Here is a 25,306-nt window from a genome sequence, read left to right as displayed (position 1 = left end):
CCCCACGCAGCGGGGTGCGGGCACGGCAGCAGCGCGGCGCCCGGTACCGCAGGGACGAGAGTGGGGTGCTGGTGGAGGTGGAGGGCGCTGATTGGTGAGGGGGGACGGGTGAAGGAGAATGGGGCGGTGCGCTACGGCATCCTCGGCACCACCCAGGCCCTCCGCGACGACGGCACGGCCGTCGCCCTCGGCGGCGCGCGGCTGCGCTCGCTGCTCGCCGCGCTCGCCCTGCGCCCCGGGCGGGCCCGCGCCGCCGAAGCGCTCATCGACGAGATCTGGGAGGCCGAACCGCCCGCCGACGCCCCCGGCGCGCTGCAGGCGCTCGTCGGGCGGCTGCGCCGCGCCCTCGGCCACGACGCCGTGGAATCCGCCGACGGCGGCGGCTACCGGCTCCGCGCCGCCGCCGACGACATCGACCTGTACCGCTTCGAGCGGCTCGCGGACGAGGGCGCCCGCGCGCTCGCCGACGGCGACCCGCACAAGGCCGCCGTCCTCCTCGACGACGCCCTCCGGCTCTGGCGCGGCCCGGCCCTCGCCGACCTGCCCGACCCGGGAGCCGCCGCCGCCCGCTGCGACGCGCGGCGCCTCGACGCCCGCCGCGCCCGGCTCGCCGCCGACCTCGCCCTCGGCCGCGCCGAAGCGGCCCTGCCCGCGCTCGTGGAGCTGTGCGCCGAGCACCCCCTCGACGAGCCGCTGCACGCGCTGCGGCTGCGCGCCCTGCACGCCGCCGGGCGCACCGCCGAGGCGCTCACCGCCTACGAGGAGCTGCGCACGGGCCTCGCCGACCGCCTCGGCGTCGACCCCGGAGGCGAACTCCGGGCCGTACACGCCGAACTGCTCGAACCGGCCGGCGCCCCCGAGCCGCCCCGCCGCCCGGCCCCCGCCCCGGCGGCCGGCAACCTCCGCGCCCGCCGCACCTCCTTCGTCGGCCGCGAGAGCGACCTCGACACCATCCGTACGGACCTGGGCGCGCACCGCCTCGTCACCCTCCTCGGGCCCGGCGGCGCCGGCAAGACCCGGCTCTCGCAAGAGGCCGCCGACTCCCTCAAGGCGACCTGGCCGGACGGCGTATGGGTCGCCGAACTCGCACCCCTCGATGATGGCGCCACCGTCCCCGAGGCCGTGCTCACCGCGCTCGGCGCGCGCGAGACCCTGGTGCGCACCGCCGCCACCGAGGGGCTGCGCGCCTCCGACCCGAGCGCCCTCGACCCCCTCACCCGCCTCGCCGAGCACTGCGCCCCGCGCCGGATGCTGCTCCTGCTCGACAACTGCGAGCACGTCATCGACGCCGCCGCCGGCGTCGCCGAGACCCTGCTCGCGAGCTGCCCCGACGTCTCCGTCCTCGCCACCAGCCGCGAACCGCTCGCCGTGCCGGGCGAGTTGGTGCGGCCCGTGGAACCCCTGCCCGACCCCGTCGCGCTGCGGCTGCTCGCCGACCGGGGCGCGGCGGCCCGCCCCGGCTTCTCCACCGACGACGACCCCGAGGCGTGCGCCGAGATCTGCCGCCGCCTCGACGGCCTGCCGCTCGCCATCGAACTGGCCGCCGCCCGGCTGCGGATGCTCACCCCGCGCGGCCTCGCCGACCGCCTCGACGACCGGTTCCGGCTTCTGACCAGCGGCAGCCGGACCGTACTGCCGCGCCAGCAGACCCTGCGCGCCGTCGTCGACTGGTCCTGGGACCTGCTGGACGGGCCCGAGCGCGCCGTGCTGCGCAGACTCTCGGTCTTCGCGGGCGGCTGCGGCCTGGACGAGGCCGAGGCGGTGTGCGCGGACGGCGAGGAGGGTGCGGGCGGCGGTACGGGCGGGGGCCAGGGTACGGGCGCCGACGGGCGTACGGGTGCTCACGGGCGTACGGGCGGTGGTGAACGTACCGGCTCCGGCGCGCGTACGGGCGGGCGCGCCGGCGTCGCCACCCGCGATGTCGCCGCCCTCCTCGGCTCCCTCGTCGACAAATCGCTCGTCGTCGCCGCCACCCCCTCGGCCGACGCCGGCGGCGAGATGCGCTACCGGCTGCTGGAGACCGTCGGCGAGTACGCCGCCGAACGGCTCGACGAGGCGGGGGAGCGCGCCGCCGTGGAACGCCGCCACCTGGTCGCGTACCGCGAACTGGCCCGTACCGCCGACCCGTTGCTGCGCGGGCCCGCGCAGCGCGGCTGGCTGGAGCGGCTGGAGCTGGAGCACGACAACATGCGCACCGCGCTGCGCCGGGCCGTGGCCGCGGGCGACGAGCAGGAGGCGCTCTGCCTGGTGCTCTCCCTGAGCTGGTTCTGGCAGTTGCGCGACCACCGGGTGGACGCCTGCACCTGGGGGCAGGCCGCCGCGGAGCTGGGCCCGGACCCCTTCGCGGCGCCCGTCACCCCGGCCCCGCCGCTGCACGCGCGCTGCATCGACGCCCCGCCGCCCATGGATGCGGAGCAGTTGCAGGAGGCCCGGCGCGAGGTCCGCCTCGTCGTGCTCTCCAGCATGGAGAGCAACATCGACCCGTCCGCGTCGGCCGAGACGCGGGCGCAGATGAGCGGGATCACCGCCGCCTACCGGCCCGGCCTGCCGCAGACCTGCCGGGTGCCGGGCTTCTCCTGGATCTTCGCGGTGCTGCTCACCTCCGACGGCGACATGCCGCGGCTGAAGGACGTCATCCACGCCACCGTGGAGAGCTGCCGGGAGTTCGGCTACGAGTGGGAGCTGGCCCACGCCCTCCAGATGCGCTCGAAGTTCCTCAACGACCAGGGGGACGGGGCCGCGCAGGCCACCCGCGACGCCGACGAGAGCCTGGAGATCTTCCTGCGGCTCGGCGACGGCTGGGGGGTGTCGGAGGCGCTGGCCGGCCGGGCCGAGGCGCGCGAGCAGCGCGGCGAGTTCGCGCTCGCCGCCGACGACTACCGCAAGGCGGTCGAGCGGTACGAGGAGCTGGGCGCGCACGGCCAGGTGCCGCTGCTCCGGGCCCGGCTGGCCGAGGTCCTCATGGAGTCCGGGGCGATCAGCACGGAGGAGGGGGAGCGGCTGCTCCGCGAGACGCTCACGTCCTGGAAGGGGGCCAACCGCGACGTCGGCGCGTTCGCGCGGCTCCAGCTCGCGGTGCGGATCGCCCGCGCGGGCCGTACGGACGAGGCGCGGACCGAGTTCGACAGGCTGTACCAGGACTTCGAGGACCATACGATCCATGTGTTCCAGGGCATGGTCGTGGGGCTGTACGGCTGGCTGGAGGTGCTGGAGGGCCGGCCCGGGGCCGCGCTGGCGAAGCTGCGCCAGGCGCTCGCGAAGACGCGCACCCCGCTGGGGCGGCTCATCGCGCCGCACCTGCCGTTGACGCAGATCCTGACGGGCGCCCAGGCGCACGCCCTGCTGGGCCGCGACCGGGAGGCGGAGGCGCTGTGCGCGGCCCGGCTGCTGGGCGCGCACGACGCGCTGCGCCCGCCCGGGCACGCCCGTTCGGAGGAGCGGGAGGCGCGCGCGGCCGCCGAGGCGACGGCCCGTGCCGTGCTGAGCGGACCGGCGTACGAGCGCGCGTACGCCGAGGGCGGCGCCCTCTCCTTGGAGGAGGCCGCCGCCCTGGTGTGAGGGTGGCCGCCCGAGCCCGCCCGGGCCCGCCCGGGCCGGTACGGCCCGGCGCTCAGGTCTTGCTGCGGAACTTGCGTACGGCCAGCGGCGCGGTCACGACCGTGATGGCGACCGCCCAGGCGAGAGTGATCAGGACCGGCTGGGCGACCGCCCCGTGCCCGCCGAACAGGTTGCGCGAGGCGTCCGCGAGGTTGGACAGCGGGTTGACCTTGGTGAACCCCTCCAGCCAGCCCGGCATCGACGAGGTCGGCGTGAAGATCGAGCTGCCGAACTGGAGCGGCATGATCACGATCATCGCGAGACCCTGCACGGCCTGCGGGGTCTTCATCGCCAGGCCCAGCAGGATGAAGATCCACATCAGCGAGGCGCCGAAGGCCAGGGAGAGCAGCACCGCGCCGAGCACGTGGAGCACGGACCCGTCGATGGACATGCCCAGCAGGAAGCCCATGATCAGCAGGATGACCGTGGCGACCACCATCCGCCCGATCTCCACGACGATCTTCGCGATGAGGACGGAGGACCGGGCTATCGGCATGGTGCGGAACCGGTCCATCACCCCCTTGCGGAAGTCCTCGTTGACGCCGGTGCCCACCGCCATGGCGATGTTCATGCCGTTCATCGCCATGAGGCCGGGGATGAGGTAGCTGACGTACGCCTCCTGGTTCCCCTTGCCGGAGATCGCGCCGCCGAAGACGTACGTGAACAGCAGCGTGAAGATGATCGGCATCAGCAGGACGTCGAACATCGACTCCGGGTCCTGCTTGATCTGGAGCAGGTTGCGGCGGGCGAGCGCCCCGATGTGCCGCAGGTTGGCGCGCAGGCCGATGCGGCCCTCGCCGTCGTTCGTGGGCCGCGCGGGCGCGGTCAGGGTGGCGGCGCTCATGCGCGTACCTCGCTTCGGTGGGTGCTGCGGTGGAGTGGGGCGTCGTGGCGGGTGCTCATACGGCGGCCCCGGCGCGCTCCCGCGCACGGTCGTCGGCGTCCGCGCCGCCGTCCGCGTCCGCGTCCGCGTCCGCGTCCGCCAAGGATGTCTTCTGGCCGGTGATGGCCAGGAACACCTCGTCCAGGCTGGGCAGATGCGTGTCGATGCCGGCGATCGCGAAGCCGCGCTCGCCCAGCAGGCCGACGACGGCCGTGAGCTGCTCGTCGCTGATGATCGCGACGTTGACGACGCCCTCGGCCTCGTCGATCGTCGCCCCGCCGACCCCGTCCAGCCCGGCCTGCGCCAGCGCGCCGACCATCCGCGGCAGCTCGCCGCGGTCCGCCGGCCGGATGCGCAGGGTGCGGCCGCCGACCTTGGCCTTGAGCTCGTTCACCTCGCCGCCGGCGACGACGCGGCCGCGGTCGATGACGGTCAGCTCGTTCGCGAGCGCCTCGGCCTCCTCCATGTACTGCGTGGTGAGGAGCACGGTGCTGCCCTCGTCGACCATCCGCCGCACCTCCTCCCACACCTCGTTGCGGGTGCGCGGGTCGAGGCCGGTGGTCGGCTCGTCCAGATAGAGCACGGACGGCTGCCCGGTCAGGGACGCGGCCAGGTCGAGGCGGCGCCGCATGCCGCCGGAGTACTGCGCCGCGGGCTTCTTGGCCGCCTCCGTCAGCGAGAACCGCTCCAGCAGATCGCCCGCCCGGCGCCGGGCCTCGGCGCGGGACAGGTCGAGCAGCCGCCCGATCATGTAAAGGTTCTCGTAGCCGGACAGCTTCTCGTCCACCGAGGCGTACTGCCCCGTCAGCCCGATCACCCGGCGCAACTGCCGGGGCTGCTTCAGCACGTCGTACCCGGCCACCCGCGCGGACCCCGCGTCCGGCCGCAACAGCGTCGCCAGCACCCGCACGAGCGTGGTCTTCCCCGCCCCGTTCGGCCCCAGCACCCCGAGGATCGTCCCCTCGCGCACATCCAGGTCCACTCCGTCCAGAGCCTTGGTCGCGCCGTAGTGCTTGACCAGCCCCCGGACCTCCACGGCGTTCCCGCCGCCCTTGGTGAGGTCGTTGTATCGCGTCATGCCCACAAGGTCCCAGCCCCCGTCGACAACCCACCGACAGACCACCGACACGCGCCACCCGGCACCGACGGCCCGGCGACACGCGCCCCCGCCCTCCGCGCGCCGGCGCCTCGGCGGCTGTCGCCCGCGCCTACGGGCGGCGAGCGCGTTTCGCACCCCGCCCGGCCCCCCGCCGTCGGCCGCCCCGACGTTCCGCCGCGGAGCGGGGCCCGGCCCCGGCCCGCTGGCGGCCGTGGCCCGCGCAGGGACCGGAGCACCGGCTGCGTCGGTTCTGCTACGCGCGACCGCCCCCCGCCCGGGCGCAGGGAGGCAAGGGCGCGGACCGCACCCCACCCGGATTCCACCCGCGCTGCGCCCACCCGACGAGGCGTACGAGCCGCCCGCCGGGGCACGTGGTGCCTGTCCGGCCGCGGGTGCGGGCGACCCCTGCCCCACCCGGGCGGTGCCCCGGCGGCCGCCCGCCGAGGGGCCACCAGGGGGCGGCCGGCCACGGGTATGGCCGGGGTAGGGCAGGCGGGGAGGGGTGCTTGGGCGCAGGGCGCGCCCGCCCCTGGCCCTGCAAGGCCCCTTCGGAGCCGGGCGCCGCCCGGCGTCGGCGGATGTCATCGTGCGGGCCGCCCGCCGGGCACGTGGTGTCTGCCCAGCGGGGTGCTGGGGGGCCGGGTGCGCCCGCCCCTGCCCCGCCGAGCGGCGCCCGCTGGGGTCGTACGAGCCGCCCGCCCTGCGTCGGCGCAGGTCATCGTGCGGGCCGCCCGCCATGGCGTGTGGTGCCTCCCCGGCGAGGGGGCCTGGCGTCAGTGCGTGATGTGGCCGCGCAGGATGATTCGGGTGGGGTTGCGCAGCGCGGTGGGGTCGTGGCGGGGGTCGGTGGCGTAGGCGGTGACGTCCGCGAGGCCGCCCTCGGTCAGGCCGGGAAGCCCCAGCCAGGCCCTGGCGCGCCAGCTCGCCGCGGCGAGGGCGGCGTCGGTGGGGAGGCCCGCTTCGATGAGCCATTCGATCTCGCGGACGATGTCGCCGTGCGGCAGCGAGTCGGTGCCGGCCAGGACGGTGACGCCGGCCTCGTACGCCTCGCGGGCGCGGGTGAGCATGGTGCGGTGGCCCTCCTGCCAGAGGAGGTCCCGGTCGAGGCCGCGTCGGGCCCGCCATGGGGCGCTCTTGCCGAAGGCGGTCAGCGTGGGGACGTACGCCGTGCCGTGCGCGGCCATCAGGGGGATCGCCTCGGCCGGCAGCGCCATGCCGTGTTCGATGGAGTCGACGCCCGCGCGGGCCGCGTTCAGGGAGCCCGCCGCGGACTGGCAGTGGGCGGCGATCCGCCCGCCCTCCGCGTGCACGGCCTCCGTCGTGGCGCGCAGCAGGTCCAGCGGTACGGGCGCGGCCGTGAAGTCCCAGTCGGCCATGACCTTGCACCAGCCGTCGCTCGCCCGTACCTCCCGCACCGCCGCGCCGACGAGGTCGTCCACGACGGTGTGGAAGTCCGCGTGCTCGGACAGTCCGGACCACGCCAGCCACGCCCCGGCCGCGATGATCCGCGGCATCTGGGGCGACGCGCGCACCGCGTCCGGCACGGGCCCGTCGAGGCCGGGGCAGCGCAGTACCGCCACCCCGGCCGCGCGGTGCGCGGCCAGCGCGTCGACGTCGAAACCGCCGTCCTCCCGCAGGCCGGGGTGGGTGTGCGCGTCGACGAGGCCGGGCAGCAGGAAGCCGCCGTCCGCGACGGTCTCGGCCGCCTCCGCCGGCCGGCGGAAGGTCACACGGTCGCCGACGAGCCACAGATCTTTGGTGACGCCGTCGGGCAGCAGGGTGCCGCGCAAGTGGAGAGCCATGCGCGGAGCATGCCGTACCCCGCCGCCCGCGGGGCGGCGGGGTACGGCGCGGGCAGCGGAATCAGTGGAAGCTGTGTTCCGGCGCCGGGTACGCGCCGCCCACCACGTCGTCCGCGAAGGACTTGGCGGCGTCGGTCAGGGCGGTGCGGAGCTGCGCGTACTGCTTCACGAAGCGGGGGACGCGGCCCGGGGTCAGGCCGGCCATGTCGGTCCAGACGAGGACCTGCGCGTCGCAGTCCTGGCCGGCGCCGATGCCGACGGTGGGGATGTGCAGGACGCGCGTGACCTCGGCGGCCAGTTCGGCGGGGACGACTTCGAGGACGACGGCGAAGGCCCCGGCGTCCTGCACCGCCTTGGCGTCGCGCAGGAGCTGCTGGGCGGCCTCCTCGCCGCGCCCCTGGACGGGGTAGCCGCCGAAGGCGTTGACGGACTGCGGAGTGAGGCCGACGTGGGCCATGACCGGTATGCCGGCCGAGACGAGCAGTTCGATCTGGTGGGCGGAGCGCTCGCCGCCCTCCAGCTTCACGGCCTGTACGCCCGCCTCCTTGAGCAGCCGCGTCGCGTTGCGCAGCGCCTGGGTGGGGCTCTCCTGGTACGCCCCGAAGGGCAGGTCGGCGACGACGAGGGCGCGCTTGGTGCCGCGTACGACGGCGGCGGACAGGATGGCGATCTCCTCCATCGTGACGGGCACGGTGGAGTCGTAGCCGAGGTGGCAGTTGCCCATGGAGTCGCCCACCAGCAGCACGGGGATGCCGGCCTGGTCGAAGACGGAGGCGGTCATCGCGTCGTAGGCGGTGAGCATGGGCCATTTCTCGCCGCGCCCCTTGGCGGCGGCGATGTCGCGGACGGTGATCCGCCGGGAGCTCTTTCCCCCGTACAGCGCCTTGTCGCTGCTGTCGGGCCTGCTCGCGGCGGTGGGCGCCGGGGTGGGCGCCGGCGTGCCGGGCGCGGTCCGCCCGGATGTCGAGGCATGCGTCATTGCCATGGCTCCTGTGTCGGTCGTCTCGAAGCGCCCTTACGGCGTCTCCGGATCGCTTCCATGCTGGCACGCCGTGCCGCACCCCGGAAGGGCCGCCCGTCCGTAAAGTCTTTCCAATACGGAACGGTCCCGTATCGGAAACGGCTTACGCTGATCGTATGACAACCCCATCCGGCCCCCAGGGCCTCGACGACGCGGCCCTCGCCCGCCGGGTGCCCGAAGCGGTGCACCGCAAGCGCTGGGCGATCCTCACCGTCCTGCTCTTCAGCCTGCTCGTGGTCGTCCTCGACAACTCGATACTCAACGTCGCGATGAAGACCATCGCCTCGCCCGCCCCCACCGGACTCGGCGCCACCCAGAGCCAGTTGGAGTGGGCGATCAACTCCTACACCCTCGTCTTCGCGGGCCTGCTCTTCACCGCCGGGCTGCTCGGCGACCGGCTCGGCCGCAAGAAGACGCTGCTCCTGGGCATGGTGGTGTTCGGCATCGGGTCGGTGCTCTCCGCGATATCCGGCTCCTCCGGCGAACTCATCGCGTTCCGCGCGGTGATGGGCTTCGGCGGCGCCTTCGTGATGCCCGCCACGCTCGCCATCATCATGAACGTCTTCGAGCGCGACGAGCAGCCCAAGGCGATCGGCATCTGGGCCGGCGCCGTCGGCCTCGCCATCGCCATCGGCCCGATCACCGGCGGCGTGCTCCTCGACCACTTCTGGTGGGGCTCCGTCTTCCTCGTCAACGTCCCGATCGTGGTGATAGCGGTCATCGCAATGGTGATCCTGGTCCCCGACTCCAAGGACCCCGCCCCCGGCCGGCTCGACCCCGTCGGCGTGCTGCTGTCCGTCGTCGGCCTGGTCCTGCTCGTCTACGGGATCATCAAGGGCGGCCAGCTCGCCGACTTCAGCACCCCCGAGGTCTACGGCACGGCCGGCGGCGGCCTGCTCATCCTCGTGGCGTTCGTGCTGTACGAGCGGCGCGCCAGCCATCCCGCCATCGACGTCCGGTACTTCAAGAACCCGGCCTTCTCGGCGGCCGTCTCCTCCATCGCCCTGGTCTTCTTCGCGCTGATGGGCGTCACGTTCTTCATCGTCTTCTACACCCAGAGCGTGCGCGGCTACACGCCGCTCCAGTCCGGGCTGCTGATCCTGCCGCTCGCCGCCGCGCAGATGCTCTTCGCGCCCCGCGCCCGGCTGGTCGTCGACAGGTTCGGGGCGCGCGCCGTGTGCGCCACGGGCATGCTGCTCGTGGCCGCCACCATGGCGGGGTTCCTGCTGCTCGGCACGGACACCCCGATCTGGGTGCTGGAGGTCCTCTTCTTCCTCCAGGGCACCGGGATGGCGCACATCATGCCGCCCGCCACCGTCTCCATCATGCAGTCCCTGCCGCGCGAGAAGGCCGGCTCCGGCTCCGCCGTCAACAACACCTTCCGCCAGGTCGGCGGCGCGCTCGGGGTCGCCGTGCTCGGCTCGGTGCTCTCCACCACCTACCGCGACGGCATCCAGGACAAGCTCGGCGCGCTGCCGCCGCAGGCCCGGCACGCGGCGGGCGAGTCCATCGAGGCGACCCTCGGCGTGGCCGAGCGGATGGGCCCCGCGGGCAAGGCGCTCGTCGGCCCCGCCAACGACGCGTTCATCCATGCCATGCACGTCACCGTCGTCGGCTCCGCGGCCGTCGCCGTGCTCGGCGCGATCGTCGTCGCCGTCTTCCTGCCCGGCCGCGCCGCCGCCCGTACGGACCGGAGCGCGGAACCGGCCGGGGCGGCGGCCCCGGACCGTACGGGGGCCGACGCGTGAGCCAGCCCCCGCCGACCCGCGGCCGGCCCCGCAGCGCCGCCGTCGACACGGCCGTCATCGAGACCGTGCTGCGGCTCCTGGAGGACGGCGAGTCGGTGTGCGGGCTGTCCATCGAGCGCATCGCCCGCGAGGCGGGCGTCGGCAAGGCCGCCGTCTACCGGCGCTGGGCGGGCAAGGAGGCGCTGATGATCGACGTGCTGCGCACCCTGGACGAGGACCAGCCCGAGCTGGTCGGCGAGTCGGTCCGCGACGATCTCGTCGCCCTCCTGGAGGTCATGCGCCGGCGCGGCCTGGCCAAGCGCCACTCGGCGCTGCTGCGCACGATGATCGACCAGATGAAGGCGCAGCCGCGGCTGTGGGAGGAGTACCACGACACGGTCGTACGCGGCCGGCGCGAGGCGCTGTGCGCCGTGCTGCGGCGGGGCATCGCCACCGGGGAGATCCGGGGTGACCTCGACCCGGAGCTGACCGCCGACCTCTTCACCGGCCCCATGCTCGTCCGCGCGGTGCTGCACGAGCGCGCCGACCTCCCCGAGGGGCTTCCCGAACAGATCGTCGACGCGGTCCTCGCGGGGGTGCGGCCCCGGCCGTGACCGGAGCGGCGGCCCGGCCCCGCGCCCCCTGGCGCGGCGGGCCGCCGCCCTGCTAGCGCATCGGAGTTCGACTGTCCATGCTCGGAATTTGAGCACTTCCTGCGCGTTCCGATCGGCCGTGCGCCGGATTATGCCCGTTGTGTCACAGCAGGCCCGTACGGCCCTGTCCGCAGGAACCCGCGCGGGTTGCCCGATCGTCCTCACCTACGACCGACGCTCCTGACCGGAGCGGGCAAAAGAACCCCCTGCCGTCGCCTATCGTCGAGTGACCCGGCGGCCGGCACGCCCGAGCACGAGGCCGGGGAAACACCACGCGGAGCAGTGAGGACAGCGGATGCCGCAGGCACACATGGAGGAAACGGACCGCGAAGGGGCCGTGGGGGGGCGCACCAGCACGAGCGCCCGCGCGCGAGCCCGCCGGCTCCTCGACCGGTGGCGCGACGGCGGGATCTGGCGGCGCGGACTCATCCTCGCCGCGCTCGCCATCATCCTCGGCCTCCTCATGGCGTTCCACGCGTCCCTCCCCAACGACATCGGCAACCTCGGCAGCCTCTTCGAGACCTTCCTGCCCTGGTTCGGCCTCGCCGTCCCGGTGCTGCTCGTCCTCGCCCTCGTCCGCCGCTCGGCGACCGCCCTGATCGCGCTGCTGCTCCCCGCCATCGTCTGGCTCAACCTCTTCGGCGGGCTGCTCGGCGACCAGACCGGCAAGGGCGGCAACCTCACCGTCGCCACCCACAACGTCGACGCGGACAACCCCGACCCGGCGACCACGGCGAAGGACGTGGCCGCCGCCGGCGCGGACATCCTGGCCCTGGAGGAGCTCAAGACCAGCGCCGTCCCCACGTACGAGAAGACGCTGGCGAGCACGTACAAGTACCACAGCGTCAAGGGCACGGTCGGGCTGTGGAGCAAGTACCCGATCTCCGGCGCCCAGACCGTCGACATCGAGATGGGCTGGTCCCGGGCGATGCGCGCCACGGTGGCGACACCGCACGGCAAGGTCGGCGTCTACGTCGCCCACCTCGCGTCGGTCCGCGTGAAGTTCAAGGCCGGGTTCACCGCCAACCAGCGCGACGCCAGCGGCGCGGCGCTGGGCCGGGCCATCCGCTCCGAGACCGAGCAGAAGGTCATCCTCCTCGGCGATCTCAACGGCACCGTGAACGACCGCTCGCTCGCCCCCGTCACCTCCCAGCTCCGCTCGGCGCAGGGCGCCGCGGGCAGCGGCTTCGGCTTCAGTTGGCCCGCGTCCTTCCCGATGGCCCGCATCGACCAGATCCTGGTCAAGGGGATGGACCCGGTCTCGTCCTGGACCCTGCCCGAGACGGGCAGCGACCACCTCCCGGTGGCGGCCTCCGTCAAGATTTAACGCCGCGCACACCCGCAGGAACAATCGGCCTGCCAGGCTTTGTTTTCGCCATTCGCACAGTCGCACAGTGAATGCGCGCGAAACCCAGCTTTTGGAAGGTCTTACATGCCCCTGGCGCTGCTCGCCCTGGCGATATCCGCCTTCGGGATCGGCACCACCGAGTTCGTGATGATGGGCCTGCTGCCCAACGTCGCCGACGACCTGGGCACCTCGGTGCCCACCGCCGGATATCTCGTCTCCGCCTACGCCATCGGCGTCGTCATCGGCGCGCCCCTGCTCACCGCCCTCGGGTCGCGCGTGCCGCGCAAGCGGATGCTCCTGCTCCTCATGGCGGTGTTCACGATCGGGAACCTCGCCTCGGCGCTCGCCCACAGTTTCGGGCTGCTGGTCGCCGGGCGGGTGCTCGCCGGACTGCCGCACGGCGCCTTCTTCGGCGTCGGCGCGGTGGTCGCCGCCCGGCTCGTCAGCGACGGGCGGCAGGCGCGCGCCGTCGCCACGATGTTCCTCGGCCTCACCGTCGCCAACATCGTCGGCGTACCCGCCGCCACCCTGCTCGGCCAGCACCTCGGCTGGCGCGCCACCTTCCTGGTCGTCGCCGGGATCGGCCTCGTCGCGATGGCGGCGCTCGCCGCGCTCGTACCGCGCCTCTCCCTGGAGCACCAGGGCGGCCTCGGCCACGAACTGCGCGCGATGGGCAACCGGCAGGTGCTGCTCGGCCTGCTCACCGCCGTCTTCGGCTTCGGCGGCGTCTTCGCCGTCTACAGCTACCTCTCCTCGATGATGACCAAGGTCACCGGCTTCTCCGAGACCTCCGTGACGCTGGTGCTGGCCCTCTTCGGCATCGGCATGACGCTCGGCGCGCTCGCCGCGGGCCCGCTCACCGACCGGGCGCTCCGCCCGACGCTGTACGGCTCGCTGGGCGCCCTAGCCGTGGCCCTGGTGGTCTTCGACTTCGCGGTGCACGTGAAATGGGCGGCGCTGATCTCGGTCGTGGTGCTCGGCGCGGTCGGCTTCATGACCACCACGCCGCTCCAGATGCTGGTCATGTCCAAGGCCCGGCACGCCCCGACGCTCGCCTCGGCCTCCAACCACTCCGCCTTCAACCTCGCCAACGCGGGCGGCGCCTGGCTCGGCGGGCTCGCCATCGGCGCGGGCTGGGGCTGGACCTCCCCGGCGCTGGTCGGCGCGGTACTGGCCGCGGCCGGGCTGGGCATCGCGGTGACGGCCGGAACGCTGGACCGCGGCACACCGCGCGACGCCACCCGCGTCGTCGCCCAGGGCGCGGGCGAGACCCCGAGCAGGGAACCGGCGGCGTAGGCGCCCGCGTACGGGCGGTGCCGGCGCTCTCGCCGCGCAGGCGGTCCGTACGGGAGGTGCCGGTGACCGTCGCGTGGACGCCCGCGTACGGCGGAGGCGGGCGGCCTCGGCGCCGGTCGCGCGGACGGCACGTGGCCACGGCGGCGGAGCCTGGCGCTCGGCGGCCCATACGGGCGGCGGCGCCGGCGGCGGGGCGCGGGACTGTTGGTCCGCGCCCCCGGCCGGCTGTGCCGCGGGACTGCGCTGCCGGCCCCGGGGTGGGGGGCGGGGCGGTGCGGCGGCGGTGGCCGCCGGCTCCGGCGAGTCCGGGCGTACGCACGCGTGAGCTGGGCGCTTCCTCCGGTAGCCGCGGCGCGCGGTGGCGGCGGCCCGTGGGGCGGGACGGCCTTAACGGGCCGCCTCCGCCTCCTCGGCGGTGGCCGACCGCACCCGGTCCGCGGGGAGGGTCCACTCCGGGCCGCCGTGCACCGGGCGCAAATAGACCTCGCCCAGATACGAGGCCATGACATGGCCGACCGTTCCCGTACGGATGTCCACGACGAGTGGCCGCTGCGTTGGGGAGCCGCGCTCCCCCAGTGAACTTTCCATGGTCTGAATATCGGTCACCTGGCGACGCGCTTTAACTCCCGTGCCCCGGACGTATCGCACTCGTTGGGACTACCGTCCTTAGTGGCCCGAACGTCCCAGGGGAAGCCTTGAACACAGCTCTGCGCGATGCTATGGCGGCGTCACGTATGACCGCCGGATGTCTCGCCCGTACAGTCGGAGTGTCGACCAAGACCGCGGAACGATGGCTGTCGAACCCCGCTCGCGTCCCGCATCCACGGACCCGCGACGGGGTGGAGGCGGCGCTGGGAGTGAGTGCCGACGTGCTGTGGCCCAAGAGCGTCCGTTCCACCGTGAAGGTGGGCGCGGACCGGGAGATCGTGTCAGCTTACCCGTACCGCAGCGCGTGCCCCAGGACGGTGTGGGCCGCGCTCATCCACTCCGCCACGCGGAACATCACCTTCGCGGGGTACACCAACTACTTTGTCTGGCAGGAGCATCCGCGGCTCGCCGCGCGGCTCACGGCCAAGGTGGCGGCGGGCTGCCAGGTCCGCTTCCTGGTGGGCGACCCCGCCTCCGAGGTGACGCGCCGCCGCGAGGAGGTCGAAGGGGTGCCGCTGACCGTCTCCACGCGGATCAGGATCACCCTCGCCGCGCTCCAGGAGGCGGGCGAACGGTCCGGCATCCAGGCCCGGTTCAGCGATGAGCACATCGCCCTGTCGGTCTTCGCGTTCGACGACCAGATGCTGGTGACGCCGCACCTGTCGAGCCTCCTCGGCCACGAGTCGCCGATGCTGCACCTGCGGCGGCTGGAGGACGACGGGCTGTACGACCGGTTCGCCGCCCACGTCGCGGCGCTGTGGGAGAACGGCCGCCCCGCGTGGGGCGCCCCCGAGGCCGCCGACGCCCTGAGCTGATCAGGTGTTTTTTACGGGTCGGCCCCCGCGCGGGGCCGACCCGGTGTCCGTGCGTACGGGGCCGGTGTTCGTGCGTACGGTCCGGCGCCGGCGCCGGACCACTAGGAGTCGTCGTTCTCGCGGGCTCGGCTCCCGGCAAGTCAATCGGCGTGAGGCACTCCTTGTCGCAAGGCATCATCTACAGCCGAAACGGCTTCACTTAGGCGACGGAACAGCTTCGTGGGGCGGGCTAGCCGCCTGATACCCCGCTCAAGGGGTTCGCGCATGTGGCGCTCGCACACGACGAAATCGGCGTACCCGGCCGCACAGGACAGGTAGATCATGTCTGTGAGGTCGTTCCTCCTCCATCGCGTTCCCTTGTTGAGGTGCCGGTTGTGGAGCATCTCGCGGTAGAGCCCCGATGCAGGCAGGGTGCCGAAGCCCTTCATTGGCTGCTTCTCACACCACTGTTGGAGATCCTGCGGAGACAAGCCCGCAGCCTGTGCTCCCTCTGCCAGTTCGCGCCGGAAGTCATCGAACAAGAGGACATCGATCGATCGACGTTTCTGCTGCGAGTCCCGATCCTGAGAGTCGAGCCAGTCGCTGAATCGCTGGTTCAACTCAACCCACCCGGTCTCAGGTCCGGGCTCGACATGCTCAGCGTCGAGCATGACGTCGATGTAGGTGGTCGCGGACGTCAAGCAAACTTGGCGGAAGGCATCCTCGACCGGGAAATCCGGAGGTGGCGTGTAGGGCCCTACTCCACGAGTCGGCGAGTGAAGCGCATTCGGGGCAAGCGTGAACACATCGCGCGCTTGTGCATCGTCCCCCGAGCCCCGCCAGCAACGGAACATCCCAAGGATCTCGTCATTCCGCACCTGTAGGGGGTCGCGCATCTGCCAGCCACGGCTCAGCTGGAGGATCGTAAGGGCCAGGTCGTACCGCTTGTCCGCCAAGGACCACTTGGCGGTCTCGTAGTAGTGGCCCGCCGAGGCAGGCATGATGATCCGCCCGTCCTGCACCCACTGGGCCAACTGTTCTGCGGCATCACAATCTTTGTCGCTCACCGTGGCCCCGCCTCGCAGGGCATCGCTGACAGGACGCCACATGTTCTGGTCCAGGTACACGACGAGGCGCCCGTCGAGCTGGTCGGTTTGGCCACGAACGGGCAGCTCGAAGGCAATATCATCGCCGTTGCGCGTGACAGCGAGCAGGCCACCCATGGGGGGCGAATAGTGCAGTCGGGTCAGCAGGCTTGTGTCGGTGAACATGGGGTGCGTCAGGGGCTTCCGGGCTTCCTTACCGTCTGAACGCGTCAGAATCACCGAGGACGTCTCGCGGTCGATGGTCATCATCACGACGAAGGGGTCGCGTTTCTGGTTCACCGCAACATCGTGCAGGCGAGACACCAGCACTTCCAAGCGCTCATTCGACGCCACATACGCGCCGGGGCGGTCACAGCGACACACGCATGCCAGCAGCCGCCACGCCGCCGATGTCCTGGCGACGAGCTCGCCCTAGGCGCAATGCTGTTGCGTTAGGGGTCGGGTGATCGTGGTCGTTGGATGACGAAGGCCTGGGCGGGCGTTCTGGTGGGCTGTGGACAGGTGCGGTGTTCGGCCCGTTTGAGCCGGTAGTTGGGCATCTTCCGTTTGACCGCTCGGGGCTGGCCGCGCAGACGGCGGGGTGGCAGGAGCCGGCCCAGCAGGTCGTCTTGCGGTCGCGTGAGTGCGGCGATGAGGAGTTCAGGGGGAAAAGACGCCCGGTGTGGTAGTGATGCTGCGGCGGGCGGCCCGCAGGGTGTCGGTGAAGGAGAGCCGGTCGGGATCCAGGCCCCGGCCGGCCGCGCACCGGTGCATCAGCTCCCGCAGGGCGTGATGGACCAGCAGGTGAGCCCAGATCTGCTGGCGCACGCCGTCCGGTGCCCTGCTCGGGATAACCACACCCCGGCCGCGCTGGTGGGTCTTGATCTCCCCGAGCACCGACTCGATCTCCCAGCGTTCCTGGTACAGCGCAGCCCGGCCCGGCTGGAGCAGAACGCGGCCGCGCTGGAATTCACCCTGGACGCCGAGGCGCTGGCCGCGCTGGCCCCGCTGAGCGACCAGGTGATGGGCGAGCGCTACACCCCCGCGCACACCGCCGAGGTCGCTCGGGGCTAGCCGGTGGGCTCGGCGCGCACGGCCTCCAGCTCGGTCCAGCTCGACGACGTCGCTGACGCCGCGCCCACCGGTGACCTCGCCGGTCGTGACCAGACGGGATCGGGCCGGCGGTGCCTCGGCCTGCTCGACGGAGGCCGGGGCGTTCCCGCGGTCGCGGCTGGTTCCCCGGCGCGGGTCCGCCGCCACGCCGCTGGTGGCCGCGGTTTCCGGGGCTCCCGCCCGTACCGCCCGTACCGCGCGTGAACGACATGGAGCGGCCACCCGGCGCGTAGCGCACGGGTGGCCGCTCCGAGGACGGGGCGGGCCGGTCAGGCCGTTTCGCGCCAGCGGTTGGTGATGGGCAGCCGGCGGTCCTTGCCGAACCCCTTCGCGGAGATCTTGGTGCCCGGCGGGTACTGCCGCCGCTTGTACTCGGCCGTGTCGACCATCCGCAGGACGCGCGTGACCAGCTCCGCCTCGAAGCCCGCCGCGATGATCTCCGAACGTCCCTGGTCGCGGTCCACGTACAGCTCCAGGATGCGGTCCAGGACGTCGTAGTCGGGCAGCGAGTCCGTGTCCACCTGGCCCGGCCGCAGCTCGGCGCTCGGCGGCTTGCTGATCGAGTTCTCGGGGATGGGCGGGGTCTCGCCGCGCTCGGCGGCCGACCGGTTGCGCCACTTGGCGAGGCGGAAGACCGACGTCTTGTAGACGTCCTTGATCGGCCCGTACGCGCCGACGGAGTCGCCGTACAGCGTCGAATAGCCGCAGGCCAGCTCGGACTTGTTGCCCGGCGCGAGGACGATGTGGCCCTCCTGGTTGGACAGGGCCATCAGCATGGTGCCGCGCAGCCGCGACTGGAGGTTCTCCTCGGCGAGGCCGGTCAGCCCCAGCGAGCCCATGTAGGCGTCGAACATCGGGCCGATGGGGACCGTGCGGAAGTTCAGCCCGGTGCGGCGGGCCAGCTCGGCGGCGTCGCCGACCGAGTGCTCGGAGGAGTACCGGGAGGGCATCGCGACCCCGTACACGTTCTCCGCGCCGACCGCGTCGCAGGCGATGGCGGCGACGAGCGCCGAGTCGATGCCGCCCGAGAGCCCGATGAGCACACTGCGGAAACCGTTCTTCGCGGCGTACGCGCGGAGCCCCACCACCAGCGCGGTGTAGACCTCCGCGTCGTCGTCCAGCCGGTCCGCCTCCCCGCCCGGCGTCTCGGGCTCGTACGCGGGCAGCGGGTCGGCGGAGAGCGTCACGTGCTCGACGCGCAGGCCGTCATCGATGGTCCCGGCCGGCGGCTCGGCCGCGGCGGCGGGCAGGTCGAGGTCGACGAGGACGCACCCCTCGTCGAACTGCGGGGCGCGCGCGATCACTTCGCCGTCCCGGTCCACGACGATCGAGTCGCCGTCGAAGACCAGCTCGTCCTGGCCGCCGGTCATCGCCAGGTAGGCCGTGGTGCACCCGGCCTCCTGCGCGCGCTTCCGTACCAGGTCGAGGCGGGTGTCGTCCTTCTCGCGCTCGTACGGGGAGGCGTTGACGGAGACCAGCAGCCCGGCCCCGGCGCTGCGGGCGGCCGGCACCCGGCCGCCGTCCTGCCACAGGTCCTCGCAGATGGCGAGCGCGACATCGACGCCGCGCACCCGCACCATGGGCAGCGTCTGGCCCGGCACGAAGTAGCGGAACTCGTCGAAGACGCCGTAGTTGGGCAGGTGGTGCTTGGCGAAGCGCAGGGCCACCCGGCCGCCGTGCAGCACGGCGGCGGCGTTCTTCGGGGCCCCGGCGGGCCGGCCGTAGCGGGGCTGTTCCGACTCGTCGCGGTCGAGGTAGCCGACGATCACCGGCAGCTCCCCGAACCCTTCGGCGGCGAGACGGCCGGCCAGCGTTTCCAGCGCGGCCCGGCTGGCCTCGACGAACGAGGGCCGCAGCGCGAGGTCCTCGACGGGGTAGCCGGTCAGCGCCATCTCGGGGAAGGCCACCAGATGGGCGCCCTGCTCGGCCGAGTGCCGGGTCCAGCGGAGGATCGTCTCGGCGTTCCCGGCGAGGTCGCCGACGCAGGAGTCGATCTGGTTCAGAGCGAGGCGAAGTTGAGGCACGCGCCCAGTGTAATCGTCTGTCTGACGCGATCGCGTGTGAGCGCGGCCACCCGGGCCGGTCGCCTGTCGGGCGGGGGCTGCGGCCCCCCGTCCGGCGCGTCCTTGGGTCGGGCGTGTCGGGGGAGCGGTGACGGGCTCGGCCTCGGTCGCCCCGAAGGCCGCGCAGGGCCCCGCACCCCCACGCAATCTTGTGGCGGGGTCGTGGAATATATGACAAGCTTCGCGATCTGCCTGTGGCATGTCCGCCGCAAGGCATTCGACGTCCCCTGATGCCCCGTCAGGGGTTCGCATGAGGAGACTCGTTGAGCACGCAGCAGCCGTGGGGTCCGCAGTCCGACCAGCCCCACGCCCCGGCCGCGCCCGCATACGGTGGTTACCCCGGCTACCCGCAGGGTGGTCCCATCGGATTCGGACTGGCCATGAAGCGTCGCGTCCCGCTCGGTGTGTGGCTGGGACTGCCGCTGATCACCCTCGGGATCTACAGCCTGGTCTGGTACTACAAGGTCAACAAGGAGATCGCGGAGTTCGACAGCCGCCGCCACGTCAGCCCCGTCGGCGCCCTGCTCGCGATCACCATCGGCGGGTTCGTGATCATTCCGCCGTTCGTCTCGGTCTTCAACACCGGCAAGCGCATCGCCGACGCCCAGCGCGCCGCCGGCCTCACCCCCACGTGCAGCGCCGGCATCGGCCTGCTGCTGATGTTCGTTCTGGGTCTCTACCCGCTCTACTACCAGATCGAGCTGAACAAGATCGTCGACCACTACAACCAGGCCACGCCCGGCACCCAGGTGCCGCTCGCGTACTGACGACCCTGGCTCACTGAGCAACGGGACCCCGTGGGGCCCGCGCCGACCCGGCGCGGGCCCCACGGCCGTCGTCGCCTACTTCCGGTAGCCGAGGACCGTCATCATCCCGGACTCCGCGTGGTAGACGTTGTGGCAGTGGAGCATCCACAGCCCCGGGTTCCGGGCGTCGAAATCGACGTCCAGGCTCTTGCCCGGCAGCACGATCGCGGTGTCCTTGCGCGGCCCGCCGCCCGGCAGGGCGAACGTGTGGCCGTGCAGATGCATCGGGTGCCACATCGTGGTGGCGTTGACGAAGGAGAGCCGTACGCGCTCGCCCGCCCGTACCGGATAGCGCTGATCCGGGTCGTACCGCCTGCCGTTGACCGCCCAGTCGTACTTCGCCATCGAGCCGGTCAGCCGCATCGTGACCGTACGGTCCGGTGCGCCCGGCCTCAGCCGCACGCTCGCGTCGGCCTTCAGCCGCCCCGCCGTCAGCAGCCTCCCGTCCAGTTCCTTGGGGCGTACGGACTCCTCCGGCGCCGCGCCGCCGCCCGTGCGCAGCAGCGCCAGCCCCGACGCCTTCTTGCCCTCCGCGAGCGCGGTCAGCGGGAAGACGCCGTCCCCGGCGGTGACCAGCACGTCGTACCGCTCGCCCATGCCGAGCAGCAGCGCGTCGGTCTCGGCGTGCTCGACGGGGTAGCCGTCCGTGTGGGTGACCGTCATCCGGTGCCCGCCGAGGCAGACGCGGTACGCCGTGTCGCCGCCGGCGTTGATGAAGCGGATGCGGACGCGGTCGCCCGGCGCGGCGCGGAAGGTCTGCGGGGCGCCGGGCGTACGGCCGTTGACGAGGTGGAGCGGGTAGGCGACGTCCCCGGCGTCGCCGCCGAGGAGGGGGCTGGTGGCGCCCATCATCATGCGGGAGGGGCCGGGAGAGCCGGAGGGGGAGGCAGTGGGGGAGTCGGCGGGGGAGTCGGCGGGGGCCTTCTGGTACGAGCGGTACGACATGCCGGACATGCCGTGGCCGCTGTTGTCCATGCCTCCGCTGCCGTGGCCTCCACCGTGGTCCATCCCGCCGCCGTGGTCCATGCCGCCCATGCCCTTGCGCAGCTCGGCGAGGACCGCGTCCGGTGTGCTGCCGTCGATGCCGTCCACCCAGTCGTCCAGGACGACGACCCACTCCTTGTCGTACTTCAGCGGCTCCTTCGGGTCCTCCACGATCAGCGGCGCGTAGAGCCCGCGGTCCTGTTGCACGCCGGAGTGCGGGTGAAACCAGTACGTGCCCGGGTGCTCCACCGCGAAGCGGTAGTCGAAGGCCGCCCCCGCCCTGATCGGCCGCTGGGTGAGGTCGGGGACGCCGTCCATGTCGTTGCGGAGCGCGAGCCCGTGCCAGTGCATGGAGGTGGACTGGGGGAGGTGGTTGGCGACGGTCACGGCGAGCGTGTCGCCCGCGGTGACGCGCACCTCCTGGCCGGGCAGCCGGTCCCCGTACGCCCAGGTCGCGACCGTACGGCCGCCGAGGTCGAGCCGGGTGGGGACCGCGGTGAGCTTCACCTTCCGTACGGGCCCGGAGCCGCGCGCGGCCTCGGCCGCGGCGACCTCCGCGCCGTCGGGCGAGACGTATCCCTCGGGGCCGGTGGGTGAATCGGAACGGCCGGCGCCGTTCTTGGGGCCGTTCGAGCCGCCGGAGCCGCTGGAGCCGCCGGAGCCGGCGGAGTTCGAGCAGGCGGCGAGCAGGCCGCTGCCGGCGGCGGCGATTCCCGCGCCGAGTATGGCGCGGCGAGTCGGTGTCGTGCGCATGACTGAGTGCACCTCGTGTGGTGTCGGATGTCGGTGGCGTGCGTGCGGTGACGCGTGACGCGCAGGCCGCTCCGGACATGCGGAAGCGGCCGGGCGCGCTCCTACACGCGCAGCACCGACAACCGGGCGAGGGCTTTGTGGCGTGGTGGCGGCGGGATCGGCCACAGCGCCCTCGGCAGCCGCGAGCGCGGCGCGGCGGCCGTGGCATGGGCCCGGCGGTCGCGCGCGGCCAGTCCGACGAGGAGGCCGAGCACCCAGACGCCGAGGACCGCGAGGCACACGGACATCGGGTCCATGCCGCCGTGCGTAGGGACGGCGGCGGGGGTGGGGGAGTGGGCGTCGGCGGGGGCGTCGGCCATGGCCGCGCCAGGGGACCCGTGCCCCTCCGTCGCGGCGGCGGGGGCGGGGGCGCGGTGGCCGGCGCTGTGGGCCGAAGCCGCCGGGGCGCCGTGCTCGGCGGGGTGGCCCAGCGTGTGCATCGTGACGATGCCGAGCAGCAGGGCGGCGAACAGCAGCAGCCGCCCGCACCAGGCGGTGACCCCTCGCCGTCCGTACATCCCGCTCCCTCCGACGCCTGGCACCCTACCCCCAAGGGGTATGGCGGAACGCGGGCGGTTGCCCGGCGCGGTGGCCGGCGGGCATACGCGCGGGCGGGGCCGGATCATGAGAGGGGACGTTCCGGCTCGCCGAAAGGGGCCCCATGACCAGCACGGGAGCGCCGCGCGCCCGGCTCCGTACGGTCGTACGAGCGGGGGCCCGGACCCGCGCACGGCTCCGTACGCCCGCACGCCCCGCCGTGACCGACGCCCGCTAGGACACCGCGCCATGGACGGACCCGGAGGCGAAACCACCCGGCCCGGCGGCTCAGGGGAGGCCGGTACGGGAACCCGCGCCCGTAGCCGTACCCGATCACGGGCCGTGGCGGTGCTGCTCCTGCTCGGGGCGGTCGCGTACACGGCATGGGTGCTCGAAGTCCTGATCGCGACCGGCCTCGACCCGGTCCGTACGTACGTCAGCGAGCTGGCCGCCGTCGACCAGCCGCTCGGCGGCATCTTCCGCGCGACGGACCTGGTCGCCGGGGCCGCGGTGTTCCTCGCCGCCGGCGCCGCGCTGACCGGCCGCGAGCGGCGGCCGTGGCCCGTGGCGGGCTGGGCCGGGCTGCTGCTCTTCGGCGCGGCCACCGCGGCCGACTCGCGGCTGCCGCTGAGCTGCGCGCCCACCGTCGACCCGGAGTGCGCGGCCCGCGAGACCGCCGGTCTCGTGCCGGCCACCCACACGGCGCACGCCATCAGCAGCAGTCTGGCGATGACCGGCGCGCTGATCGGAGTGGTGGCACTGACCGTGGCCGCCCGCCGGTACGGTCGGGGCACGCCGCTCGCCCGCTTCGGCCCGGCGCCGGCGGCGGCCGAACTGGCCGCCACGGCCTGGACGCTGGTCGCGGTGGCCGCTTTCGAAGCGGGCAGAGGGACGTGGCTGCTGGGCGCCGGCCAGCGGGCGCAGGTGCTGCTGGTCGCGCTCTGGCTGGCGGTGCTGTGCGCGCACGTCGCCCGCGGCGACGTGCTCGGCGGGACCGAGGCCCGTGGCGAGGCGACCCGTGGCGAGGCGGCTCATGGGAACGAGGCCCGCGGGAACGAAGCCCGTGGGAAGGACGTTTGACGACGCGCGACGAGATCCGCGATATCCCGCGCTGGGACGGGCGGACGACGAAGGGGATAGACCATGGAGCGGCCGCCCGGGCGGATGGTGCGTGTCGATGGAGTGGCCCTGCATGTGCTGAGCGAGGGCGCCGGGCCGGTATGCGTGCTCAGCGGCGGGCTCGGCATGGGCTGGTTCGACTGGGACCCCGTGGTGCCGCTGCTCGTCGAGCACCGCACCGTGGTCCGCTTCGACCGGCCGGGCCTCGGCTTCAGCGAATCGTCCCCGCACCCGCCGACCGCCGCGGGCGAGGCGGACCGGGTGGCGGGCGTGCTCGACGCGCTCGGGCTGCCGGGCCCGGCGACGGTGGTCGGGCACTCCCTGGCCGCCTTCCACGCCGAGGCGTTCGCCCGGCTGCACCCGGAACGCACCGCCGGGGTCGTCCTGGTCGACGGCAGCGTCGAGGAGGACCCGAGCCCCGCCCCCGCCCGTGACCTGCGCACGGCCGCGGCCCGGGCCCGCGGCCGCGCCGTGACCGCCGCCGGGCTGCCCCGCGCCCTGGGCCCCACCCTGCGCCGGCTGACGGTGCGGGCCACCTCCATGCGCCGCACCGACCCGGCCCCGGACGACCTGCTGCGCCGCTGCTACGGGAGCGGCCGGGTGGCGCGCGCCGTCCTGCTGGAGAACGCCCGCTACCGCGACGTCGCCGCCGAACTCATCGCCCTGCGCGCGGAGCGCCCGCTCCCGCCCGTACCCGTCGCGGTCCTCGCGGCCTCCCACGGCAACGGCTCCTGGTTCGAACGCCGCTGGCTGGACCGCCAGCGCCGGCTCGCCGAACTCCTCGACGCCCGCTTCGAGACCGTGGCCCCCGCCGGCCACCTCCTCATGCTCGACCGCCCCCAAGCCGTAGCCGACGCCGTCCTGTCCGTAACCCCAACCCGAGAATCAAACCCCTCCCAAACCCCGGGGGCGTAGCCCCAGCCCGGACCCCGAAAGGGGGGCGCGGCCACCCCAACCCGACTTCTGCCCGGGCCCCGAAGGGGCGCTGCCACCCCAACCCGACTTCTGCCCGGGCCCCGAAGGGGCGCGGGGAACTGCGCGACCAGCCACGACGCACCCGCAGTCGGCATACGGCCCCGTCCGCCCCGGCCAGCCCCGCCCCGCCCCCGCGAAAGCGGCCCGTCAGCCCCCGTCCGGCAGGGACCGTGGTTCAGGAACAGCCGGCAAGGCTCCCGCGGACCAGAGGGACCGGACATGCCCCAGGTGCCGCCGCATGCACGCCTCCGCCCCCGGCGCGTCGCCGCCGATGAGGAGGTCGAGGAGTTCGAGGTGTTCCTCGGCGGAGGCGACGAGGGTGCCGCTGCGGTCGAGGCCGGTGAGCCCGTAGAGGCGGGCGCGTTTGCGGAGTTCGCCGACGGCCTCGACGAGTCGTTCGTTGCCCGCGAGGGCGAGGAGTCGCAGGTGGAAGCGGCGGTCGGCGTCGAGGTAGCCGATCAGGTCGTGCCGGGCCGCGGCCGTCACGATCTCCCGCGCGACGGGCCGTAGCGCTTCCAGCTCCTCCGCGGGCACGGTACGGGCGATCCGCCCGACCGTCGGCACCTCGATGAGGGCGCGGAGCTCCGTGTACTCGTCGAGGTCCCGCTCGGACAGCTCGGTGACCCGGAAGCCCTTGTTCCGAACGGGCTCGACCAGCCCCTCCCGGGCCAGCGCGAGCATCGCCTCGCGTACGGGCGTGGGGGAGACGCCCAGTTCGGCGGCGAGGGCGGGGGCGGAGTAGACGGCGCCGACGCGGAGTTCGCCGGCGATCATCGCGGCGCGCAGGGCGTTCGCCACCTGGTCGCGCAGCCGCTCCTGGACGAGGAGCGGACCGTGCCGGCGCAGCTCGCCCACAGCGGCCCTCCGTCCTAGGCTCGGCCCGGCGATTATAACTTCGCATTTAACGCGCGTACCGAAACAGAGCCCAGGACGAACAGGCCGGCCAGCCGGCCGCCGCGGTGGT

The 25,306-nt window shown here is 73.5% G+C and carries 20 protein-coding genes; 10 read left to right on the top strand and 10 right to left on the bottom strand.

From position 1 onward, the window contains the following. The first annotated feature begins 126 nt into the window (after positions 1-126). A complete protein-coding gene (locus IF55_RS05050; protein ID WP_030875901.1) occupies positions 127-3,558 on the top strand; it encodes an AfsR/SARP family transcriptional regulator in 3,432 nt (1,143 codons plus the stop codon). A gap of 52 nt (positions 3,559-3,610) precedes the next feature. Here the strand turns inward: IF55_RS05050 and IF55_RS05045 are convergent, their stop codons facing one another. The 4 genes from IF55_RS05045 to panB form a co-directional block, all read right to left on the bottom strand. Continuing rightward, positions 3,611-4,441 (bottom strand): ABC transporter permease, encoded by an 831-nt coding sequence (locus IF55_RS05045; RefSeq protein ID WP_030875898.1) that lies wholly within the window; start codon positions 4,439-4,441, stop codon positions 3,611-3,613. Between the two features lie 55 nt (positions 4,442-4,496). Beyond that, on the bottom strand, positions 4,497-5,558 hold the full coding sequence (locus IF55_RS05040) for an ATP-binding cassette domain-containing protein (protein ID WP_048831563.1): 1,062 nt from the start codon (positions 5,556-5,558) through the stop codon (positions 4,497-4,499). Positions 5,559-6,352: 794 nt separating this feature from the next. Next, complete coding sequence (locus IF55_RS05035; protein ID WP_030875893.1) at positions 6,353-7,381, bottom strand: amidohydrolase family protein; 1,029 nt, start codon at positions 7,379-7,381, stop codon at positions 6,353-6,355. Between the two features lie 61 nt (positions 7,382-7,442). Next, positions 7,443-8,360 (bottom strand): 3-methyl-2-oxobutanoate hydroxymethyltransferase, encoded by a 918-nt coding sequence (gene panB / locus IF55_RS05030; RefSeq protein WP_030875890.1) that lies wholly within the window; start codon positions 8,358-8,360, stop codon positions 7,443-7,445. A gap of 158 nt (positions 8,361-8,518) precedes the next feature. Between panB and IF55_RS05025 the strand changes: the two genes are divergently transcribed. The 4 genes from IF55_RS05025 to IF55_RS05010 all read left to right on the top strand — a co-directional run bounded on the left by IF55_RS05025 (position 8,519) and on the right by IF55_RS05010 (position 13,426). Next, complete coding sequence (locus tag IF55_RS05025) at positions 8,519-10,150, top strand: MFS transporter (RefSeq protein WP_030875888.1); 1,632 nt, start codon at positions 8,519-8,521, stop codon at positions 10,148-10,150. Further along, entirely contained in the window at positions 10,147-10,743 is a 597-nt protein-coding gene (locus IF55_RS05020) for a TetR/AcrR family transcriptional regulator (RefSeq protein WP_030875885.1), read from the top strand. Before IF55_RS05025 ends, IF55_RS05020 begins: the two co-directional genes overlap by 4 nt. A gap of 334 nt (positions 10,744-11,077) precedes the next feature. Continuing rightward, positions 11,078-12,109: an endonuclease/exonuclease/phosphatase family protein gene (locus IF55_RS05015; RefSeq protein WP_030875883.1), complete on the top strand. Its 1,032-nt coding sequence runs from the start codon at positions 11,078-11,080 to the stop codon at positions 12,107-12,109. 105 nt (positions 12,110-12,214) lie between these two features. Further along, positions 12,215-13,426, top strand: a complete 1,212-nt coding sequence (locus IF55_RS05010; protein WP_030875879.1) for an MFS transporter — start codon at positions 12,215-12,217, stop codon at positions 13,424-13,426. Between the two features lie 387 nt (positions 13,427-13,813). Here IF55_RS05010 and IF55_RS39185 read toward each other — a convergent pair whose 3' ends face one another. Next, on the bottom strand, positions 13,814-14,014 hold the full coding sequence (locus tag IF55_RS39185) for a hypothetical protein (RefSeq protein WP_157854260.1): 201 nt from the start codon (positions 14,012-14,014) through the stop codon (positions 13,814-13,816). 179 nt (positions 14,015-14,193) lie between these two features. Here IF55_RS39185 and IF55_RS05005 point away from each other — a divergent pair, with 179 nt between their 5' ends. Beyond that, positions 14,194-14,889 (top strand): hypothetical protein, encoded by a 696-nt coding sequence (locus IF55_RS05005; protein ID WP_245661063.1) that lies wholly within the window; start codon positions 14,194-14,196, stop codon positions 14,887-14,889. A gap of 140 nt (positions 14,890-15,029) precedes the next feature. Here the strand turns inward: IF55_RS05005 and IF55_RS05000 are convergent, their stop codons facing one another. Further along, positions 15,030-16,283 carry a hypothetical protein gene (locus IF55_RS05000; RefSeq protein WP_245661100.1) on the bottom strand — a complete coding sequence of 418 codons (1,254 nt, stop codon included), beginning with the start codon at positions 16,281-16,283 and terminating at the stop codon, positions 15,030-15,032. A 474-nt stretch (positions 16,284-16,757) separates the two neighbouring features. Between IF55_RS05000 and IF55_RS40365 the strand changes: the two genes are divergently transcribed. Next, positions 16,758-17,027: a hypothetical protein gene (locus IF55_RS40365; RefSeq protein WP_245661062.1), complete on the top strand. Its 270-nt coding sequence runs from the start codon at positions 16,758-16,760 to the stop codon at positions 17,025-17,027. A 308-nt stretch (positions 17,028-17,335) separates the two neighbouring features. Here the strand turns inward: IF55_RS40365 and IF55_RS04990 are convergent, their stop codons facing one another. Continuing rightward, positions 17,336-19,090 carry an NAD+ synthase gene (locus IF55_RS04990; RefSeq protein ID WP_030875869.1) on the bottom strand — a complete coding sequence of 585 codons (1,755 nt, stop codon included), beginning with the start codon at positions 19,088-19,090 and terminating at the stop codon, positions 17,336-17,338. A 302-nt stretch (positions 19,091-19,392) separates the two neighbouring features. Here IF55_RS04990 and IF55_RS04985 point away from each other — a divergent pair, with 302 nt between their 5' ends. After that, the gene (locus tag IF55_RS04985; RefSeq protein WP_245661061.1) at positions 19,393-19,896 is read left to right on the top strand and encodes a DUF4234 domain-containing protein; all 504 of its coding nucleotides are present in this window, start codon (positions 19,393-19,395) and stop codon (positions 19,894-19,896) included. Positions 19,897-19,971: 75 nt separating this feature from the next. Here the strand turns inward: IF55_RS04985 and IF55_RS04980 are convergent, their stop codons facing one another. Together IF55_RS04980 and IF55_RS04975 are read right to left on the bottom strand one after the other, a co-directional pair. Further along, complete coding sequence (locus IF55_RS04980; protein ID WP_030875864.1) at positions 19,972-21,672, bottom strand: multicopper oxidase family protein; 1,701 nt, start codon at positions 21,670-21,672, stop codon at positions 19,972-19,974. Between the two features lie 101 nt (positions 21,673-21,773). Further along, positions 21,774-22,229, bottom strand: a complete 456-nt coding sequence (locus IF55_RS04975) for a DUF6153 family protein (protein ID WP_030875861.1) — start codon at positions 22,227-22,229, stop codon at positions 21,774-21,776. A 268-nt stretch (positions 22,230-22,497) separates the two neighbouring features. Between IF55_RS04975 and IF55_RS04970 the strand changes: the two genes are divergently transcribed. Together IF55_RS04970 and IF55_RS04965 are read left to right on the top strand one after the other, a co-directional pair. Continuing rightward, positions 22,498-23,328, top strand: coding sequence for a DUF998 domain-containing protein (locus IF55_RS04970; protein ID WP_078643676.1), 831 nt, complete (start codon positions 22,498-22,500; stop codon positions 23,326-23,328). 63 nt (positions 23,329-23,391) lie between these two features. Further along, complete coding sequence (locus IF55_RS04965; RefSeq protein ID WP_030875856.1) at positions 23,392-24,282, top strand: alpha/beta fold hydrolase; 891 nt, start codon at positions 23,392-23,394, stop codon at positions 24,280-24,282. 207 nt (positions 24,283-24,489) lie between these two features. Here the strand turns inward: IF55_RS04965 and IF55_RS04960 are convergent, their stop codons facing one another. After that, complete coding sequence (locus IF55_RS04960; protein WP_037962739.1) at positions 24,490-25,197, bottom strand: GntR family transcriptional regulator; 708 nt, start codon at positions 25,195-25,197, stop codon at positions 24,490-24,492. Positions 25,198-25,306 lie beyond the last annotated feature (109 nt).

Origin of the sequence: Streptomyces varsoviensis, assembly GCF_000718635.1 — a bacterium.
In the GTDB taxonomy this organism is placed as follows: Bacteria; Actinomycetota; Actinomycetes; order Streptomycetales; family Streptomycetaceae; genus Streptomyces; species Streptomyces varsoviensis.
This window is presented reverse-complemented; position numbering and strand designations above follow the sequence as displayed.

Coding starts and splice junctions, on each gene's coding strand:
- IF55_RS05045 (WP_030875898.1), bottom strand. CDS start 4,441: ATGAGCGCCGCCACCCTGACCGCGCCCGCGCGGCCCACGAACGACGGC.
- IF55_RS05040 (WP_048831563.1), bottom strand. CDS start 5,558: ATGACGCGATACAACGACCTCACCAAGGGCGGCGGGAACGCCGTGGAG.
- IF55_RS05035 (WP_030875893.1), bottom strand. CDS start 7,381: ATGGCTCTCCACTTGCGCGGCACCCTGCTGCCCGACGGCGTCACCAAA.
- panB (WP_030875890.1), bottom strand. CDS start 8,360: ATGACGCATGCCTCGACATCCGGGCGGACCGCGCCCGGCACGCCGGCG.
- IF55_RS05025 (WP_030875888.1), top strand. CDS start 8,519: ATGACAACCCCATCCGGCCCCCAGGGCCTCGACGACGCGGCCCTCGCC.
- IF55_RS05015 (WP_030875883.1), top strand. CDS start 11,078: ATGCCGCAGGCACACATGGAGGAAACGGACCGCGAAGGGGCCGTGGGG.
- IF55_RS05010 (WP_030875879.1), top strand. CDS start 12,215: ATGCCCCTGGCGCTGCTCGCCCTGGCGATATCCGCCTTCGGGATCGGC.
- IF55_RS39185 (WP_157854260.1), bottom strand. CDS start 14,014: ATGGAAAGTTCACTGGGGGAGCGCGGCTCCCCAACGCAGCGGCCACTC.
- IF55_RS04980 (WP_030875864.1), bottom strand. CDS start 21,672: ATGCGCACGACACCGACTCGCCGCGCCATACTCGGCGCGGGAATCGCC.
- IF55_RS04975 (WP_030875861.1), bottom strand. CDS start 22,229: ATGTACGGACGGCGAGGGGTCACCGCCTGGTGCGGGCGGCTGCTGCTG.
- IF55_RS04970 (WP_078643676.1), top strand. CDS start 22,498: ATGGACGGACCCGGAGGCGAAACCACCCGGCCCGGCGGCTCAGGGGAG.
- IF55_RS04965 (WP_030875856.1), top strand. CDS start 23,392: ATGGAGCGGCCGCCCGGGCGGATGGTGCGTGTCGATGGAGTGGCCCTG.